This window comes from Kitasatospora sp. NPDC056800 (assembly GCF_042789775.1).
Taxonomy (GTDB): Bacteria; Actinomycetota; Actinomycetes; order Streptomycetales; family Streptomycetaceae; genus Kitasatospora.
In genome coordinates, this window is sequence record NZ_JBHUAL010000051.1 from 25,169 (window position 1) to 44,041 (window position 18,873).

Here is an 18,873-nt window from a genome sequence, read left to right on the forward strand (position 1 = left end):
TGCTGGAGATCCGCCATGCCCACCTCCCGCCCCGTCAAGCCCGACCTGTCCGAGGCCGACGTCCTCCTCCTGCAACAGCTGGCCCGCGGCGCGCTGTACGGGGCGATCAGCCGGGCCACCGGGATCGAGCGGGCCAGGGTCGGCGCTGCCATCCTCACGCTGCTGCCGAGGATCGGCGCGAAGTCGCGCTTCCACGCCACCGCCCTGGGCGCGGGATGGGGCCTGGTGCAGGAGGTGCACCTGATGAACCCCATCGGCAACCCGCTGTCGGCGCAGCACATCGCCGTCCTCGCCGGGCTGGTGGGCGGCGAGGACCCGACCGTCACCGCCGAGCGCCTGGACCTGGCCGTGAACACGGTGAAGACCTACACCCAGACCGTCCTGAGGACGCTCGGGGCCCGGTCGCGGGAGCAGGCGAGCGCCGCGGCCGTTCTAGGCGACCTGGTACCGCTGCGGGCACTCGGCGTCGGTTGGCCGGCCGTGAAGCTCAGCAGGCTTCGGCAGCGGGCGAAGGCGTGCTGATGCGTACGGAAGTGGCGTCCACGGCGCCGGCCGCGCAGTTCGTCGCGGTGTTGGACAGGGTCGGTCTCGGGATGACCAACGCGGCGATCGGCACGGCCATGGATCTGAGTGTCGACACCGTCAAGTACCACCTGCGCCAGGCGTACGACCGGTTGGGGACGGCGAACCGGGTCCAGGCCTTCACCTGGGCGTGGCAGTCCGGCCTGCTCACGCGTTCGGCCCCGACGGGTGCTCCGCCGGCCCTCACGGACGAGCAGACGCTGATCCTGCGGATCTGGGCGGCGGGCGGGAACCGCCTCGACGTCGCCCGCGCGCTGGAGGTCCGGGAGCGCGCGGCGGAGCTCTACGAGGACGCCGTGCTGGACGTCTTCGGCACGCGCAAGCGCGTTGTCGCCGTCCGCCGAGCACTGGAACACCAGCTGATCGACCCGGCCGGGGGCACCCTGGCCGGGCTCACCACACCCATGGCGGCCGATTCGGGCCAGGGCCGCGCCAGGCACCACCGGACGAAGGGAGCGGCCGGTGCGTCCGGACCCGTAGCGACGACCCCGGCAGAGCTCTGCCACCGTTCCGATCCGGTGGAGCGCGCCGTCGCGATGCTCCGGTCCACGCGCGGTCTGGTCGTACACCTCGGTGCGCTGGCCGCCCTTCCGGAAGTGCCGTCGCTGGCGGAGGTTCTGGCCGGCGCCGCGCCTCGCGGGGTCGCGCCGACCGTCGTCCGGCTGGTGCACCAGGCGCTGGCCCTCGGTGTCCCGTGCGCTCTGGTGCTTCCTTCAGTGGCGGTCGATCCGGACCGTGCCGTCGAAGTGGTCGGGCTGAGAGCGGCCTGGTCCTGCGCCGTACGCCAGGGCGCGCACAACGGCACCGCCGCCTACGTGGCCGCCGCCCACCGCCTCGGCGCCCCGGCCGACGACCTCCTGCTCGCGTGCACCGCCGATCAAGTACCCGTGGCCGGGGAAGCCGGCTTCCGCCGGGTCCTGGCGACCACGAGCGTCGTTCCGCGGACGGAGCCTCGACGTGCCCCTGTGCCCGAGCTCAACGCGCTGGAGCGGCGGATCGCCGAACTCGCCGCCGAGGGGCTGACCATCGCCGAGATCGGCGGCCGGGTCCATGCCGGGGAGTACCTGGTCCGACACCGCCTGGCCGACCTGCGCCGACGCACCGGCGCCGCGGACGACGCACACCTGGCCGTCCGCCTGATCACGACGGAGCTGATCGGCACCGAGCGGCTGCGCGCCGGGCTGCCCGCCCGCGTGCCCGAGCTGGATCAGGCGGGGCGAGCCGTGCTCACGCTGATCTGCACCGGGACGATGAGCGAGGCCGGGGCGAACGCCGCCGGACTGAGCCTGCGCGAGGCCCGCGCCGTCGAGGCCAGGGTCGTCCGTGCGCTCTCGTGGCGCGGCAGCCGCACCCACGCCGCCGCCCTCGCCCTCGTCACCGGCCTCGTCACCCTGCCTCCAACACCTCTATGGGTTGGCTGATCCGTACCGCCTCCGTCGCTGAGAGCCTCCCGATCTGGGCGGCTTCCGGCCAGTGATCCCGGTGGGGTGCCGCTCTGCACGCTGGGCGGCACCCCACCCCCGCCGCCTCGCGGTCTCGCTCCGGGCGTCTGCCTCCTGACCGCCTGACCGCCTGACCAAGGACCGTTTCGATGACCACCGGCTGGATCCAGCACGACCTCACCTTCCCCAACCCTGCCACCGTCGAACAGATCACCGCCCACCGCCTGGCCCCCGTCCTCACCTACGGCCAGAACTCCGGTGCGCTGAACGGCTGGTGGTACATGCGCAAAAAGGGGCTGCGACTGCGCTACCGCGCCGCCGACCCCGCCCTCGTCATCACCGCGCTCCTCGACGTGCTCGCCGAGGAGGGACTCCTGACGGACTGGGCCACCGTGATCTACGAACCGGAAACCGAGGCGTTCGGCGGCCCCGACGCCATGGAGATCGCCCACCGGCTCTTCCACACCGACAGCCGGCACCTGATGGCCCGTACCGCCGAGCCCGACCCGCCCGCACTCGGCCGGACCGAGACCCTCGTCATCCTCGTCTCCGCCATGCTCCGCGCCGCCGACCTCGACTGGTACGAACAGGGCGACGTCTGGGCCAAGTTCGCCGAACTGCGACCCGAGCCGCCCGCCCTCGCACCCGTACGGGCAGCCCCCCTGACCGCCGCGATGCGCCGCCTGATGACCCTCGACACCCGCCGACTCACCCACCCTGGTGAACCGCTCGCCGGCCAATCCGACTGGGTCGACGCCTTCGAGAAGGCCGGACAGGACCTCGTCCGCCTGGCGCGCGACGGCCGCCTCACCCGCGGGCTACGCGCCGTCCTCGCCCACCTGATGATCTTCCACGCCAACCGCGCCGGCCTGCCCGTCGAGCACCAATCCGCCACTGCTGCACGCGCGTTGGAAACGGTCTTCCATTTCGGCGAGGGCCCCACGTCCTCGCAGCCCACCATCCGCACAACCACTAGGGTCGCCGACGTGACTACTCTCAGCAACAGCGCCGCCACCTCCGCGGAGCAGCTGCGCACCAGCCTTACCGACCGTCTGCTCGCCCAGAAGCACATCACCAGCACCTCGGTGGAGCGTGCCTTCCGCACCGTTCCCCGCGAGCACTTCCTGCCCGGCTTCCCTCTGGAGGCCGCCTACGCCGACAACCCCACCTACACCAAGACCGACGGGTCCGGCACCCAGATCAGCGCCGCCTCCCAGCCCGCCATCGTCGCCCTGATGCTGGAGCAGCTCGACGCCCGGCCCGGCCAGCGCGTCTTCGAGGCCGGGGCCGGGACCGGCGTCAACGCCGCCTACCTGGCCACCATCGTCGGCCCCGACGGGCACGTGGTCGCCGTGGACGTGGACGACGACCTCGTCGACGGCGCCCGCCGGCATCTCGGCGATGCCGGGATCACCAACGCCGACGTGGTCCTCGGCGACGGCGCCCTCGGCCACCCCGACGCCGCCCCGTACGACCGCATCATCGCCACGGTGAGCAGCAACGAGATGCCCACCGCCTGGCTCCGGCAGGTCAAGCCCACCGGGCGGATCGTCCTGCCGCTGCGCCTGCGCGGCACCGCCTCGCGCACCATCGCCTTCGAGCGCGGCGACACCGGCTGGGCGTCGGTCGACGACCAGCTCGCCGTCTTCATGCCGCTGCGCGGCAGCATGGACGACGCCCGCCGCACCGTCACCCTGACCCACCAGGGCGACGTCACCCTCCAGGTCCACAAGGACCAGAGCGACGCGGTCCACGCCGACCTGCTGCTCGGCATCCTCGACACCGGGCGCCACGACGTCTGGACCGGCGTCACCATCCCGGCCGGCACCACCTACGAGTACCAGGACCTGTGGCTCGCCCTCACCCTCCCGAACTCCCTGATGCGGATGGGCGTCACCGGCAACGCCCGCGAGCGCGGTGTGAACCCCATGTTCGGCTGGGGCGCCATGGCCACGGTGGACGCCGCCTCCCTCGCCTACCTCACCCTGCGCCCCGGCGCACCCGACACCGACGGCCGCAAGACCTACGAGACCGGCGTCATCGGCCACGGCCCGACGGGCGCCGCCCTCGCCGACCTCGTCACCGACCTGATCCGCTCCTGGAACACCGGCTACCGCAGCCGCAGGCCGCGCTTCGAACTCCCCGACACCCCCGCCACCGCGGACCCGGTCGCCGGCCGCTTCGTCCTGGACCGCCCCCACCACCCGATCACCGTCATCTGGGAGTGACCCCCGTGCACCCGACCGGCCCCGTCGCCCGGCGCTTCCCGCTGGTCGCCCGCCACCGGCCCGCGTGCCTGCCCCTGACTGCCCGTGTCGGCCGGCTCGCCGAGCTGGCCGACACGGCCTCCCAGCAAGCGGACCCGGGCCTCGCCTCCACCGTCTTCAACCAGGCAGCCCTCCTCGCCAGCGATCTCGGCCTGCCCGACTACGCCCGCGAGCTCTGCCACCTCCACGCCGCCCTCTACCTCACCCGCGGCCCGCTCCCCGCGATGAGCGCCATCCGCGGCCTCGAACCCGTCGTCAACCTCGCCCGTCTCCACATCCGCGCCGGCCACCACCAGCACGGCCACCAGCTCCTCCTCGACCTCCACCACGCCGTCACCACCGCCACCGAGACCACCCTCGACGACATCACTATCCCCGCCCACCTCACCGACACCGACGAGCAGCGCCACGAAGTCCGCCAGTGGCTGTGGCGCGTCCTCATCGCCGACGGCACCCGCGCCCTCACCACCGCCGGCCGCTGGACGGCCGCCCTGCGCCACATCGAGCAGCACCACGGCATCGGCCGGCGCATCCTCGACGGCCGACAAGTCGCCGTCCTCGCCCGCGCCACCGCCGACAACCTTCCCGGCGCCCTCGCCCTGCTGGCCGACACCGAGCCCGGCGCACCCTGGGAGAACGCCGTCACCGCCGTCCTCACCGCCCTGTGTCGCCCCGGCGACCGGCCCGCCGCCGAAACCGCGATCGACCACTGCCTCGCCCTCGAACCCGATGAGGGCCTGGCCGTCTTCACCACCCGCCTCGCCCTGACCGCGATCGACGCCGCCGGCCCGGACACCCCCGCCTCCCGAGACCTGATCGAGCAGCTCTCCCACCGAGCGGGTGAAACGGGCGACGGCTACGCACTGCGCGATCTCCTCGCCCACCCCGGTGTACGCGACCGCCTCGGAACCGGCCGGACGGCCGAACTCGCACAGGCCCTCGCCGCCTGCGCACTCGGCTCCGCCACCCTCCCCGAGCCCCTCCGCGACCAGCTGGAGGCCGCCCTCGCCGACGCCCGGGCGGTGCTCGAAGCCTCCCCGCCGGACCCGGTCCCACCCGCAGGAAACCCGTTCGGACATCACATCCCCAGAACAGCACACAGCTGAAGCAGCCTTCGGAGTTACCTCAAACGATCGACGGTCTGACCAGGCATGCTGCCGAGTCGATCCCCGCTGACGCCTGATCGTCCCTCCAGAAGGGATGATCAGGCGTGGTGTGTCAGCGCAAGGCGGCCCTGGCCGGGTCGGCTCATCTGAAACTCCTCTCCGGCGTGACAATCGAAGCGAGGATGCACAACCGACAGGCCCAGCAGAAGGCATGTGGGCTTCATGACGCGACGGTTGAGGACCGGGAAGGGCTGATCCGCCGCGCCCCGGACGGCACCCGACCGGCCGGATCCGCGGGGCCGGCCCCGCCGCGGTAGGTGTAGGAGACGTACTCGGCGACGCCCTCCCGTACGCGAACCGGCCTCGGTCGTCGCGTGGCTGGAGGCCCTCATGGAACGGACGGTGTTTGGTCCGGAGCCTCGGGCGCGCGACGAAGACCCATTCCGGCACCCGGCACCTCCCGCTCCAGGGCCTCCTAAGTACATTTCATACATTGGGAGTTGATGCTACTTTCCATGTACTGATGCAACTCAGGGAGGGGTTGAAGTGAAGGTCACGTTCATCCAGGTGGAGGGCACGGCAGAAGAGCTGGACGCGTCCGACGTGGGAAGGCAGCTCATCGCCGCGATGGGAGTGAGCCCGACGCCCGCCAGCCGTCCCAGCGCAGGGGAGGACGCGCCGGTCGGGGGCAGCCGGCAGTCGCTGCCGATTCCCGGCCTCGCGGCCGAGGGCCAGGCGGAGGTGAGGAAGATGCTGACCCGGAACCCCGCCGCGGAGCAGTTCGTCTCGTTCCTCGAGGAGACGACGTCGTGGCCCAACGCCGCGCTGCACGGGGTCAAGCGGAAGACCCACCAGGAGGGAGAACCCCTCGACTACAGCGACTACCTGCGCCTGCGACGACAGGGAAGCCAGCTCGGCGGGTTCGCGTACGTCCACGCCGACACCGGCGTGGTCAACCTGCGGCTCAACTACGACAGCGACGCCGCGACCCTTCACGGCATCGCGCCGGACGCCTATCTCGTCCCCAAGGGCCACCGGGCCTACCGGGTGAGCGTGCAGATCACGGATGAGGACACGCTCCGCCAGGCACTCGAGCTCGCCGAGATGGCCTACAAGCTGACGTAGCCCGGGATCCTGGCGGTCAGGCCGAGCCCTGCTTGTCACCAACGTCCTTGCTCCATCCGGCAGTTCTTCGGACGCCGCCGCGCCGAACGGCTGGGGTCAGGACCCGGCGGGCCGCCTCCTGCCGGTCGACGTGCAGTACCCGGGCGAGCCCGTCGAGCATGATGACGGGCTCGCCCTTCGCATAGCGGAGGGCCTGGCCTCAGAGGTCTCCGGTGCCCGCCGCCAGCTGCTCCCGGTCGTAGGAGTCGCGCGAGCGGGCGATGGCGTCGCGGTGGCGTTCCGCCCAGGCGGTGAGGCCCTTGAGGGAGGCGTAGAGTTCGGCGGCCATCTCGGTGCCGCGGTACTCCACCTTGGGCGGCACGGTCGCGTAGACGGTGCGTTCGATCAGTCCGTCGCGTTCGAGGTTCCGCAGTGTCAGGGTGAGCATGCGGCGGCTGATTCCGGGTACGGACCGTTCGAGTTCGGTGAAGCGGACCGGGCCGTGGCTGAGGTTGAGCAGGATGCCGATCGCCCACTTGCCGCTGATCCGGTTGAGCGCCTCCAGGACGGTGCACGCCTCGCGGGCGGGGGCCGGGTCGTCGAGGCCGCCGGTCTCGTCGATGTCCTCGATCACATCGTTGTTCCCCAGGAACATGAAAGTGCCTCCTTACGGTGGACTTGATGGTCACACATGATGGTCGCTGTAACAAGAAGTGCCCTCAGGGAGCGCGGGCGCCACCGGGCGCCCCTCCCGGGCCATTCCCCCGAAGGACTGCTCCGATGACCACGCAAGCCCCGCCGTCCCTCCAGCCTTCCAGGTCACGCTGGTTGGCACTGGGGCTCCTCTGCACCGGCAACCTGATGATCATCCTCGACGGTTCGATCGTGACCGTCGCCCTCCCGACCATCCAGACCGACCTCGGCTTCACCCAGTCCGGCCTGGCCTGGGTGGTCAACGCCTACCTCATCGCCTTCGCCGGGCTGCTGCTGCTCTCCGGCCGGCTGGGCGACCTGCTGGGCGGCAAGCGCGTCTTCAGCGCGGGCCTGGGCCTGTTCACGGTGGCCTCGCTGGCCTGCGGCCTGTCCTCCTCCTCGACGGCGCTGGTGGTGTTCCGGTTCGTCCAGGGGGTCGGCGGGGCGCTCGCCTCGGCCGTCGTCCTGGGCATGATCATCACCCTGTTCCCCGACGCCGGCGAGCGCGCCAAGGCACTGGCGGCGTACGCGTTCGTCTCCGCGGCCGGCGCCTCGCTGGGCCTGATCCTGGGCGGCGTACTGACGCAGAGCTTCAGCTGGCCGTGGGTGTTCTACGTCAACGTGCCGATCGGCCTGGTGGCGCTCGTGCTGACGCAGAGCGTGGTGCCCGGCGGGAAGGGAGCGGGGCTGCGCGAGGGCGCCGACCTGATCGGTTCGGTGCTCGCCACCGGCGGTCTGATGCTGCTGGTCTACACGATCATCAAGGCCGAGGAGTACACCTGGGGCGACGCCCGCACGCTGGGCCTGCTGGCCGGCTCGCTGGTGCTGCTGGTCGGTTTCGTGGTCCGCCAGGCGTACGCGGCCAAGCCCCTGCTGCCGCTGCACATCTTCCGCTCCCGGGCGGTCTCCGGCGCCAACGGCATCATGGTCCTGATGGTCGCCGGCCTGTTCGGCTACCAGTTCTGCACCGCGCTCTACTTCCAGAACGTCCTGGGCTACGACGCGCTGAAGACCGGGCTCGCCTTCCTGCCCGCGCCGGTCACCATCGCGATCGTCTCGCTGGGCTTCGCGGTCAAGCTGAACCAGAAGTTCGGGCCCCGCCGGGTGCTGGTCGTCGGCCTGCTGCTGGTGGCCGCGGCGCTCGCGCTGCTGGCCCGGGTGCCGAGCGACGGGAGCTTCCTCGCCGACATCGTGCCGCCGTTCGTGCTGCTCGGCCTCGGCTTCGGCGCGGCCATGCCGGCGCTGATCGGCCAGGCCATGTCGGTCACCTCGCCCAACGACGCCGGCATCGCCTCCGGCCTGGTGAACACCACCCAGCAGGTCGGCGCCTCGATCGGCACCGCCGTGCTCGCCACGGTGGCCGCCTCCCGCACCGCGACGCTGCTCGGCGAGGGCGACAGCAAGGTGGCGGCGCTCACCGGCGGCTTCCACCTCTCCTACGGGCTCAGCGCCCTGTTCGTGGCGGTCGGCGTCCTGGTGGCCGCCTTCGTCCTGCGCAGCCCCGCGGACGGCGCCGAGAGCGCCCCCGAGTCGGACCTCAAGTCTGCGGACACCCCCGTACCGCACGTTTGACGGTCCCCGTGCGGCCGTTCCGGAGGGCCTCCCGGAACGGCCGCACCACCCTGACGGCGCGCACCGCCGCCGGGGCCGCACCGCACTCGGCACCACGTCGGAGCACCGCGTCGGAGCACCGTGTCGGAACACGCCGGCCGAGCACGTCGGCCCAGACACCGGCCGAGCACACCCACGAGGATCCCGCCGCGAAACCCGCGGGCCCCGGGAAAGGGCCCGCTTAGGGGGACGGTCAGGGGGGTCGGATCCGGACGGAGCCAGCAGACTCGTCGCATCGTCCGCGGCCGGGTCCATCAGCGTCTCCCCCGCGGGGTGGGCGGGCCTCACGCCGCCCACCGTTCCCCGCCTCGCGCAGGATCGAGAAAGAACCCATGTACACCAGACGCCGTTTCCTCCGTCTCCCGGTCACCCTGACCGCCGCCGCCGTCATCGGCCCCGCCGTCCTCACGGCCTGCTCCGACTCCTCCGCCCCGCCCTCCGCGAAGAGCGCCGGCGGCGGCACCCTGCGCTACGGCGCCGCCGTCGAACCCGACAGCTGGGACCCGCACGCCGCGTCCACCGCCGTCACCGGGCGGCTGCTGCGCCCGGTGCTGGAGTCGCTGGTCGCGATCGCTCCGGACGGGACCGTCAAGCCGTGGCTGGCCGAGTCGTGGACGGTCTCGCCCGACGGCCTCACCTACACGTTCACCCTGCGCACCGGCGTGACCTTCAGCGACGGCACCCCGTTCGACGCGGCGGCCGTGAAGGCGAACTTCGAGCACGTCACGGCGGCGAAGACGGCGTCCAAGCGGGCGGCCGGCCTGCTCGGCCCCTACCAGGAGACCGAGGTGGTCGACCCGCGCACGGTGGCCGTGCACCTGACGGCCCCCCACGCCTCGTTCCTCAACTCGGCGGGGAGCACCTTCCTCGGCTTCCACTCCCCCGTCGCGCTGCGCGACCACGCGGGCGACCTCTCCTCCGGCGGCGCGTTCGTCGTCGGCACCGGCCCGTTCACCTTCGAGTCGGTGACGCCGGGTCAGCAGGCGGTGTTCAAGCGCCGGTCCGACTACGGCTGGGCCCCGCCGACCGCCGCCCACCAGGGGCCGGCGAAGCTGGAGAGCATCGTCGTGCTGCTGCTGAAGGAGGACGCCTCCCGGGTCGGCGCCCTGACGTCCGGTCAGGTCGACGCCGCCGAGCTGATCCCCGCCAACCGGCTGGCCGGCCTGCGCGGCCGCAACGGCGTCGAGGTGGTCCGCAAGGCGGTCCCCGGCGTCCCCTACACCTACTACCTCAACACCGCCCGCGCGCCGTTCGACGACCCGCGCACCCGGCAGGCCGTCCGGCACGCCATCGACTTCGCCGGGATCGTCAAGGGCGTCTTCCAGGGCGAGTACGAGCAGGCCTGGGGGCCGCTGGCGCCCTCCACCCCCGGCGCCGAGCCGTCGTTCGCCAAGCCGGCCTGGGAGTACAGCAAGGAGAAGGCGGAGAAGCTGCTGGACGAGGCCGGCTGGACCGGGCGGGACGCCGACGGCTACCGCACCAGGGACGGCAAGCGCCTCAGCGCCGAGCAGCCGTACGTGCAGACCTTCGTCTCGGCCCAGAACCACACCTTCGACGTGGGCGTGCAGGACGCGCTGAAGCAGGTCGGCATCGAGCTGAAGCTGGTACCGCTGGACTCCGCGGGCTCCATCGGACGCACCGGCAAGGGCGACTACGACGTGTTCGCCTTCGCCTGGCAGGGCTCCGACCCGGTCCTGCTGGGCAGCCTCTACCACTCCAAGTCCCAGTTCGGGGGCGGCGGGGCGAACGGCAGCCGGGTCAAGGACGCCGAGATCGACGGCTGGCTGGACGAGGCCGAGGCGACCGTGGACGCCGAGCGGCGCGCCGAGCTGTACCGCAGGGTCCAGCGGAAGATCGTCGAGCAGGCGTACTCCTTCCCGGCCTACATCGCCACCATGGACGTCGCCCGGCACGGCAAGGTGAACGGGCTGGTCCTGGACGTCGACGCCAACACCGACTTCTACGGCATCGGGGTGGCCTGAGGTGTCGAACAGTGCCCGGCACGTGCCGCCCTGGGCCAGGTTCGTCGCCCGGCGGCTCGCGGCGGGGCTGGTGGTGGTGTGGGGGACGCTCACGGTGACGTTCTTCGCCCTCCACCTCGCCCCCGGCGACATCGTGGACGGACTGATCGGGCCGGGCGCCGCCGGCACCCCGGCCCTGCGTGACCAGGTGATCGCCGAGAACGGCCTGAACGACCCGCTGCTCGTCCAGTACGGCCGCCAGCTCGCCCGGTTGGCGAGCGGCGGCCTCGGCTGGTCGTACCAGCTCAACGAGCCGATCGAGCGGCTGCTCGGCAGCCAGCTCGGCCCGACCGTCGAGCTGGCGGTGTCCGCGCTGGTGACGGCACTGGTGCTGGCGGTGCTGGCGGCCACCCTGACGGCCGGCCGGGGCCGGGCGGTGCGCGCCGCCGCCGGTGTCGCCGAGCTGCTGATGGTGTCGATGCCGTCGTTCTGGCTGGGCATCATCCTGCTGACGGTGTTCTCCTACCGGCTGCACGCGCTGCCCTCGATCGGGGCGGACGGGCCGGCGGCGCTGGTGCTGCCGACGCTGGCACTGGCGCTGCCGCTGGCCGGGGTGCTCGCCCAGGTGATCCGCCAGGAGCTGGAGAGCGCCGACGGCCGCCCGTTCGTGCTGACCGCGCGCTCGCGCGGCCTGGGCGCGACGGCGGTGCTGCTGCGGCACACCCTGCGGCACGCGCTGCTGCCGCTGACCACGCTGGCCGGCTTCGTGCTGGGCAGCCTGTTCGGCGGCGCGGTGCTGGTGGAGAACATCTTCACCCGGCCCGGCCTGGGCCGGGTGCTGGCCAACGCGGTCGGCTCGCGCGACCTGCCGGTGGTCAGCGCCCTGGTGGTCATCTCCAGCGCGGCGTTCGTGGTCATCAACACCCTGGTGGACGTGCTCCACCCGCTGATCGACCCCCGGCTGCGCGAGGGAGGAGCGGCATGAGCACCGTGACCGCCCTCCTCGACCGGCCGGCCGGGGCCGCCGCCCGCCGGGGCGCGCTGCTGCGCTCGCCCGCCCGGCTGGCGCCGCTGGTCCTGCTGGCCGTGGTGACGCTCGTCCTGGCCTTCCCCGGGGTGTTCGCCACCCACTCCCCCGCGGCGACGGACGTCGCGGCGGCGCTGCGCCCGCCCGGTGCCGAGCACTGGCTGGGCACCGACCAGCTCGGCCGGGACGTCTGGTCGCGGCTGGTGCACGGCACCCGGCTGTCGCTGCTGATCGCGGTCGGCGCGACGCTGATCGGGGTGGGCGGCGGCGCGCTGCTCGGCCTGGTCGCCGGCTGCGGCGGACGGCGCGTCGACTTCGTCCTGATGCGGGTGGTGGACGTACTGCTGGGCTTCCCCGAACTGCTGCTCGCGCTGGTGGTGGTGGCGGTTCTGGGCGGCGGCACGGTCAACGTGGCGATCGCCATCGGCATCGCCGGGGTGCCCCACTACGCCCGGCTGGTTCGCGGCCAGGCACGGCTGGTGCTGCGCTCGGAGTACGTGGAGGCGGCGCGGGTGCTGGGGGTGCCGGCCTGGCGGTCGGTGCTGCGGCACGTGCTGCCGAACGTCGGGGGCCCGCTGGTGGTGCTGGCCTCCATCGGGCTGGGCTCGGCCATCATCTCGGGCTCCGGGCTCAGCCTGCTCGGCCTGGGCCCCGTCCCGCCGGAGGCGGACTGGGGCTCGATGGTCGCCGACGGCAAGGACTTCCTCCAGACGGCCTGGTGGATCTCGATCTCACCCGGCCTGGCCGTCTCGGTCGTGGTGGTCTGCACCACGCTGATCGGCCGTTCGCTGCAGCTGAGGGCGGTGCGATGACGACGACAACGACAACGGAAGCGACCGGTGCGGAGGCGACGGCCGGGGACACCGGTGCGCCGGTGCCGGGCCCGCTCGTGCGGGTGGAGGGGCTGCGGGTGTCGTTCCCCGGCGCGCCGCGGCCCGCCGTGGACGGGGTGTCACTGGCCATCGGCCCCGGGGAGTGCGTGGCGCTGGTCGGCGAGTCCGGCTCGGGCAAGTCCGTCACCTCGCGTTCCCTCATCGGGCTGGCCGGCGCCAGGGCCCGGGTCTCCGCCCGAACCCTGGAGGTGGCCGGGACGGACACCACCGGCTTCGGCGAACGGCAGTGGCGCGCGGTGCGCGGCCGGCGGATCGCCGTGGTCTTCCAGGACGCGCTGACCGCGCTGGACCCGCTGCGCACCGTCGGCGCCGAGATCGCCGAGGCGGCCCGTCTCGGCGGCACCGCCGGCCCGGACGTCGGCGCCCGGGTGGTGGAACTGCTCACGGCGGTGGGCGTGCCGGAGCCGGAGGCCCGACGCACCCAGTACCCGCACCAGCTCTCCGGCGGGCTGCGCCAGCGCGCGCTGATCGCCTCCGCGCTGGCCGCCGACGCCCCGCTGCTGATCGCCGACGAGCCGACCACGGCGCTGGACGCGATCGTCCAGGCGCAGATCCTGGCGCTGCTCGGCCGGCTCAAGGACGAGGGCCGGGGACTGCTGCTGGTCAGTCACGACCTGGCGGTGGTGGCGCAGTTGGCGGACCGGGTGCTGGTGCTGCGGCGGGGCGAGGTGGTGGAGAGCGGGCCGACCGGCCGGGTGCTGTCCGCCCCGGAGCACCCGTACACCCGGATGCTGCTGGACGCGGTGCCCTCGGGCCGCCCGCCGGCCCGTCCCGCCCAGGCCCCGGCCCCGGCCCCGGCCGAGGCTCCGGACACCGGGGCACCGGACGCCGAGGAGGCGGCCCCGGTGCTGACCGGGCGCGGGCTGGTCAAGTCCTTCGCCCCGGGCGGGCCGAGGGCCCTCGACGAGGTCGGGTTCACCCTGCGGGCGGGCGAGGCGCTGGGCGTGGTCGGCGAGTCCGGCTCGGGCAAGACCACGCTGGCGCGGGTCGCGATGGGTCTGTCCCGTCCCGACGCCGGGGAGGTGCTGCTGCACGGGCGGCCCTGGTCGGCGCTGCCGGAGCGGCGGCGCCGGGCCTCGCGCTCGGCGATCCAGTTCGTCCAGCAGGACCCGTACGCCTCGGCGGACCCCCGGTTCACCGTGGCGCGGATCATCGGCGAGGCGCTGCCGGGACTGCGGCGCGCCGAGCGGGCCCGGCGGTGCGCGGAACTCCTCGACCAGGTCGGCCTGCCGGCCGAGCTGCTCTCCCGCCGGCCGCACCAGCTGTCCGGCGGTCAGCGCCAGCGGGTGGCCATCGCCCGGGCGCTGGCGGGCCGTCCGCAGGTGCTGGTCTGCGACGAGCCGGTCTCGGCGCTGGACGTCTCGGTGCAGGCGCAGGTGCTGGAGCTGCTGGACCGGCTGCGGCGCGAGCGGGGCATCGCCCTGCTGTTCATCACCCACGACCTGGCCGTGGTGCGGCAGGTCGCCGACCGGGTGCTGATCATGCGCGGCGGGTCGGTCGTCGAGGAGGGCGAGACCGAGCGGATCTTCGAGGCCCCCGCCCACCCGTACACCCGGGCCCTGCTGGACGCCGTCCTGCGGCTGCCCGGCTCGGACGGTGCGGACGGCGCGGGCAGTACGGGCAGTACGGGCAGTACGGACGGCTCGGGCGGGGCGCACGGCGCCGACGTCACCGGCCGCGACGACCCCCGGCAGGACCCGCAGCAGGCCCCGGAGCGGAACACCGAGCAGGACACCGAACACGTCGCCGGGCAGGACGGCGAGCACGTCACGAAGTGGGAGACATGACTGACACGACGACGGACGCCGTCCCCGAGGCCGCCGAGGCGTGGCTGCGGCGGGCCGAGGAGGTCGCGGCGCTGCTGGCGCCCGGCGCCGCCCGGCGCGACCGCGAGGGCACCCCGCCGGTGCGGGAGATCCGGCTGCTGAAGGAGTCCGGCCTGGTGACCCTGCTGGGGCCGGTCGAGTACGGCGGGGCCGGCCAGGACTGGTCCACCGCGTTCCGGGTGGTGCGCACCGTCGCGGCGGCCGACGCCTCGGTCGGCGAGCTGCTGGCCCACCACTACGTGTGGGTGTCGATCGCCGAGTTCATCGGCACCGACGAGAAGATCCAGCACATCGCCGAGGTGTCGGCCCGGGCCCGGTGGTTCTACAGCGGGTCCTCGAAGCCCCGCTCGGCGCCCCTGGTGATCCAGGACACCGGCCGCGAGATGCTGTTCCACGGGCGGCTGGAGCGCGTCCTGGGCCACCCGGTGTCGGACATCACCATCCTGGAGGGCTTCCTGGAGGACGGCGACACCCCGATCAGCGCGCTCGCGATGAGCGACCACCTGGGGCTGTCCTTCGAGCCCGGAGCCGAGGAGTTCGGGCTGCGGTCGCTGGCCGCCGGGACGGTGGTCGCCGACGGCGCGAACATCCCGTGGACCGGGGCGCTCGGCCACGTCGACAAGACCTTCGTGCCCCGGGTCTACAACACCTTCCTCACCCCGGCCTTCCAGCTCGCCCAGGCCAACGCGCTGATCGGTGCGGCCCGGGGCGCGCTGGACGCCGCCGCCCGGCACGCCCGCGAGCAGTGGTCGCAGGCGCCGCTGACCGAGGCCGCCGCCGCGGACGCGGCCCGGCACTACGGCGCCCTGGCCTCCGCGCTGTGGGCGGTGGAGGCGTTCGCCGACGCCGTCGGCGCCGAGGCGGACGCCCTGCACGCCCGGCGCCGCACGGTGACCGAGGAGGAGCGCGGCCGGCACGCCGTCCGGGTCGCGGCGCTGGCCGCGCAGGCCGGCGCGGCCGCCGACGCGGTCACCGCCGGCGTGCTCGGGGCGGCCTGCCCCGGCGGCGCCGAGGCCGCGGCCGGGCTGGACCGCTACTGGCGGGACACCCGGGCGCGACGGGTGCACGAGGACGACCCGGGGCGCGCCCGCGTGGTGGGGCGCCACCTCCTGCACGGCGAAGTCCCCCGCCCCACCTGGTACGCGTGACACCCCGAGTAAGGAGCACCCCCGCATGACCAGCAGTTCCCCGACCGTCCCGCTGTCCGTCCTCGACATATCGTCCATCGACTCCGCCGGCAGCCCCGCCGAGACCCTGGTCGGCACCCGCCGGCTGGTGGCGGCCGCCGACGAGCTGGGCTACACCCGGTTCTGGGTGGCCGAGCACCACAACTCGCGCGGGATCGCCGGCTCCGTGCCGGCCGTCCTGCTGGCCGCGCTCGGCGAGCGGACCAGCCGGATCCGGATCGGCGCGGGCGGGGTGATCCTGCCCAACCACCCGCCGTACGCCGTCGCGGAGTCCTTCCGGACGCTGGCCGCGCTGTTCCCCGGCCGGGTGGACCTGGGCATCGGCCGCTCGGGCGCGGACCCGCTGCTCTCCCACGCGCTGCGCCGGGCACCCGACGAGGACTTCCCGGCGGCGCTGGAGGAGCTGCTCGCCTTCGTCGACGGCGGGTTCCCGGACGGGCACGTCTACCAGCGGCTGGAGGCCCTGCCGGAGCCGCCGCAGCCGCCCCGGCCGTGGCTGCTGGGCGCCAGTGTGCGCAGCGCCGTGGACGCGGGCCGGCGCGGGCTGCCGTACGCGTTCGCCCACCACTTCTTCAACTCCCGCGGCACCGAGGAGGCGCTGCGGGCGTACCGGCAGAGCTTCCGGCCCTCGGCCCGGGCCGAGCGGCCGCACGCGATCGTCACCGCCTACACGGTGTGCGGGGAGACCACGGAGCACGCGCGCCGGCTGACGGCGCCGGCGCTGTTCCCGGTGCTGCGGCTGAACGGCGCCTCGCCGATCGCGCCGCTGCCCACCGTCGAGGAGGCGGCGGCGTACCCGTGGACGGAGGCCGAGCGGGCCTCCGCCGACGCGCTGCTCAGCACCCAGGCGGTCGGTGACGCCGAGGAGGTCCGCCGGGCGCTGACGGACCTGCTGGAGCGCACCGGCGCGGACGAGCTGATGGTGACCAACAACGTCACCGACGTCGAGGAGAAGATCCGCTCGCTGGAACGCGTGCGGGACCTCGCCCCGGCGCTGCCCGTCCCCGCCGGGGTCAGCCGGTAACGGCCGGGCGGCGGCGATGGACGCGGGCGCCGAGGCTGTCGCGGATGCGGCGGTGGTGGGTGACCAGCCAGACCCGCTCGGGCTCCCCGGGCGGGCAGCGGTCCAGGGCGTGGTCGAGACAGCTGACCGCGAGCGCGTCGTCGCCCGCGGCGGCGGCCCGGGCGGACGCCCCGACCAGGGCTTCCCAGGCACGGCGCTCCATCGCCTCCACCGGGGTGCCGTCCGCCTCGGCGAGCGCGATGGCGCGGTCGTGGTGGAAGGCCAGCAGCCCGGGGCGGGGCACGTCCAGCAGGGCGGCCCAGTCGGCCGCCCGCAGGTGGCGTTCGACCAGGACGCGGCCGGGCAGCTGGGCGAGCGCGACATCGCGGCTGACGGCGTACCGGAAGGCGTACTCGACGTCTCCGGGGACGCCGCTGCGGCGCACCCGGCGCAGCAGTTCGCGCGACTCCAGGAGCTCCAGGCTGCGGCCGACCTCCTCGGGGTCGCGCTGGCTGACGGCCTCGACCGCGCCGCGCCACAGCGTGCCGCCGACGACGGCGGCGTCGCGCAGCACCGAGCGGGTGGTGCGGTCGAGGCCGTCGAGCTGGGCGGCGGCGACGGCGAGGACGGCCGGCGGGTGGTCGGCGCCGGCGTCCGCCGCCCGCGCGTAGGCCTGGGCGAACAGCGGGTTGCCGTCGGCGAGGGCCGCGCGGCGGTCGTCGGCGGGCGTCGGGTGGCGGCGGCCGGAGGCGGCGCCGATCACGGTGGCGGTGGCCGCGGTGGACAGCGGTGCCACGTGCAGCAGGACCGAGCGGCGCTTGGCGCACCCCCAGGAGGGCCTGGTGTGCAGCAGTTCGGAACGGGCGCCGACGATCAGCAGCAGGGCGACCGGGCCGAGCCGGACGGTGAGGTCCTCGACGAAGGAGCGGACGAAGTCGGCGGCGCGGTGGAGGTCGTCCAGGACGACCACCAGCGGGCGCTCGGCGGCCGCCTCCTCCAGGAACTGCCGCAGCGCGCCGAGGACTTCCTCCCGTGGGACGGCGCCGCCGTCCGGCCCCTCGGCGGAGGCGGCCGGGGCGGGCAGGCCGAGGCAGGCGGCGAGCGCGGTGACGATCGGTCCGGTGTCGGCGTGCGGGAGGAGCCCGCGCACGACGTTGGTCAGTGCGGGCAGGACGACGGCCGCCGGCGCGCCGGCGCGGATGCCCGTGTAGGCGCGGACCAGGCCGGCCAGCGGCTCGTAGGGGGTGTGGGCGTCGAAGGCGGGGGTGCCCGCGTGGAGCACCCGGGGCGCCGGCGGTCCGGCGCCGTCGCGCAGCGCGGCGGCGAACTCCCCGATCAGCCGGGTCTTGCCGATGCCGGGCTCGCCCAGCACCGTGACCAGGTACGGCAGTTGGCGCCGGACGCTGTCCTGGTAGGCGCCGCGCAGCAGGTTCAGCTCGTGGGTGCGCTCCAGGAACGGCGGTTCGGCGGGGTGCCCGGACGGCCCGCGGCCCTCGGGGCGGGCGGGCGCGGGGCGGTGGACGCCGGGGACACCGGGGACCGGGGCGAAGCCGAGGTCGGCGCCGCCGGTCTCGACGGTGGCGTCGGCGGCCCACAGTTCCCCGCGGGGGACCTGCAGCAGCAGGTGGTGGCAGGCGTCCAGGACCTCGCCGGTGACCTCCACGGGCTCGGGCGCGCTGTCGTCGTAGGTGACCACCACCTCGCCGGTGCCGACCACGAGGTGGGTGACCGGCCGGGTGGCGGCGGCCCCGCTGCCGGGCACCGGTCCGGCCGCGGTGGCCCCGGGGGTGGCCGGTCCGGGCGCCTCGAAGTGGCGGTGCAGGGCGAGGGCGGCGCGCAGGGCCCGCTCGGCGTCGTCCTCGTGGGCCCGGGGGACGCCGAAGACGACCAGCCACACCGAGCCGAAGGCGCGGCGCACGTGTCCGCCGAAGGGCGCCATCTCGCGCCGGATGTCGGCGGTCAGCTCCTTGACGGCGTGGTCGACCCGCTCGGGGGCGAGGGCGCCGCCGTCGGCCGTCCACTGGGCGCGGACCATGACGACGCTGGCCGCGCGCCGCTCGACCCGTTCCCAGGACGCGCGGAAGGCGTGCTCGGCGGCCGGGGCGGCGGCGGTCCCGGCGCGGCCGGCGCCACTGTCGTCGGCGCGGCTGCCGTCGGCGCGGTCGTCGGCG

General features: G+C 74.2%; 14 protein-coding genes. 12 read left to right on the forward strand and 2 right to left on the reverse strand.

Annotated features, from left to right (window positions below):
- Positions 1-15 precede the first annotated feature (15 nt).
- From ACFRQN_RS14395 to ACFRQN_RS14415, 5 genes are all read left to right on the forward strand, one after another.
- Positions 16-522: a LuxR C-terminal-related transcriptional regulator gene (locus ACFRQN_RS14395; protein ID WP_380740609.1), complete on the forward strand. Its 507-nt coding sequence runs from the start codon at positions 16-18 to the stop codon at positions 520-522.
- A complete protein-coding gene (locus tag ACFRQN_RS14400) occupies positions 522-2,003 on the forward strand; it encodes a LuxR C-terminal-related transcriptional regulator (RefSeq protein WP_380740611.1) in 1,482 nt (493 codons plus the stop codon). The genes ACFRQN_RS14395 and ACFRQN_RS14400 overlap by 1 nt, the downstream gene beginning before the upstream one ends.
- Positions 2,004-2,173: 170 nt before the next feature.
- Positions 2,174-4,252, forward strand: coding sequence for a methyltransferase, FxLD system (gene fxlM / locus ACFRQN_RS14405; RefSeq protein ID WP_380740613.1), 2,079 nt, complete (start codon positions 2,174-2,176; stop codon positions 4,250-4,252).
- 5 nt (positions 4,253-4,257) lie between these two features.
- The gene (locus ACFRQN_RS14410; RefSeq protein WP_380740615.1) at positions 4,258-5,397 is read left to right on the forward strand and encodes a hypothetical protein; all 1,140 of its coding nucleotides are present in this window, start codon (positions 4,258-4,260) and stop codon (positions 5,395-5,397) included.
- Between the two features lie 546 nt (positions 5,398-5,943).
- Positions 5,944-6,522, forward strand: coding sequence for a hypothetical protein (locus tag ACFRQN_RS14415; protein ID WP_380740617.1), 579 nt, complete (start codon positions 5,944-5,946; stop codon positions 6,520-6,522).
- Positions 6,523-6,721: 199 nt separating this feature from the next.
- Here ACFRQN_RS14415 and ACFRQN_RS14420 read toward each other — a convergent pair whose 3' ends face one another.
- Positions 6,722-7,156 (reverse strand): helix-turn-helix domain-containing protein, encoded by a 435-nt coding sequence (locus tag ACFRQN_RS14420; RefSeq protein ID WP_079272302.1) that lies wholly within the window; start codon positions 7,154-7,156, stop codon positions 6,722-6,724.
- Positions 7,157-7,281: 125 nt separating this feature from the next.
- Between ACFRQN_RS14420 and ACFRQN_RS14425 the strand changes: the two genes are divergently transcribed.
- From ACFRQN_RS14425 to ACFRQN_RS14455, 7 genes are all read left to right on the forward strand, one after another.
- Positions 7,282-8,766: an MFS transporter gene (locus tag ACFRQN_RS14425; protein WP_074003432.1), complete on the forward strand. Its 1,485-nt coding sequence runs from the start codon at positions 7,282-7,284 to the stop codon at positions 8,764-8,766.
- A 371-nt stretch (positions 8,767-9,137) separates the two neighbouring features.
- Positions 9,138-10,787, forward strand: a complete 1,650-nt coding sequence (locus ACFRQN_RS14430; RefSeq protein WP_380740619.1) for an ABC transporter substrate-binding protein — start codon at positions 9,138-9,140, stop codon at positions 10,785-10,787.
- 1 nt (position 10,788) lies between these two features.
- Positions 10,789-11,751 carry an ABC transporter permease gene (locus tag ACFRQN_RS14435; RefSeq protein WP_241852957.1) on the forward strand — a complete coding sequence of 321 codons (963 nt, stop codon included), beginning with the start codon at positions 10,789-10,791 and terminating at the stop codon, positions 11,749-11,751.
- The gene (locus tag ACFRQN_RS14440; protein WP_380740621.1) at positions 11,748-12,605 is read left to right on the forward strand and encodes an ABC transporter permease; all 858 of its coding nucleotides are present in this window, start codon (positions 11,748-11,750) and stop codon (positions 12,603-12,605) included. The genes ACFRQN_RS14435 and ACFRQN_RS14440 overlap by 4 nt, the downstream gene beginning before the upstream one ends.
- A complete protein-coding gene (locus ACFRQN_RS14445; protein ID WP_380740623.1) occupies positions 12,602-14,473 on the forward strand; it encodes a dipeptide ABC transporter ATP-binding protein in 1,872 nt (623 codons plus the stop codon). The genes ACFRQN_RS14440 and ACFRQN_RS14445 overlap by 4 nt, the downstream gene beginning before the upstream one ends.
- Entirely contained in the window at positions 14,470-15,660 is a 1,191-nt protein-coding gene (locus tag ACFRQN_RS14450) for an acyl-CoA dehydrogenase family protein (RefSeq protein ID WP_074003436.1), read from the forward strand. The genes ACFRQN_RS14445 and ACFRQN_RS14450 overlap by 4 nt, the downstream gene beginning before the upstream one ends.
- Positions 15,661-15,685: 25 nt before the next feature.
- Positions 15,686-16,723 (forward strand): LLM class flavin-dependent oxidoreductase, encoded by a 1,038-nt coding sequence (locus ACFRQN_RS14455; RefSeq protein ID WP_049660901.1) that lies wholly within the window; start codon positions 15,686-15,688, stop codon positions 16,721-16,723.
- Here ACFRQN_RS14455 and ACFRQN_RS14460 read toward each other — a convergent pair.
- A partial coding sequence (locus ACFRQN_RS14460) for an AAA family ATPase (RefSeq protein WP_380740626.1) occupies positions 16,713-18,873 on the reverse strand: 2,161 nt, incomplete at its 5' end. The genes ACFRQN_RS14455 and ACFRQN_RS14460 overlap by 11 nt on opposite strands.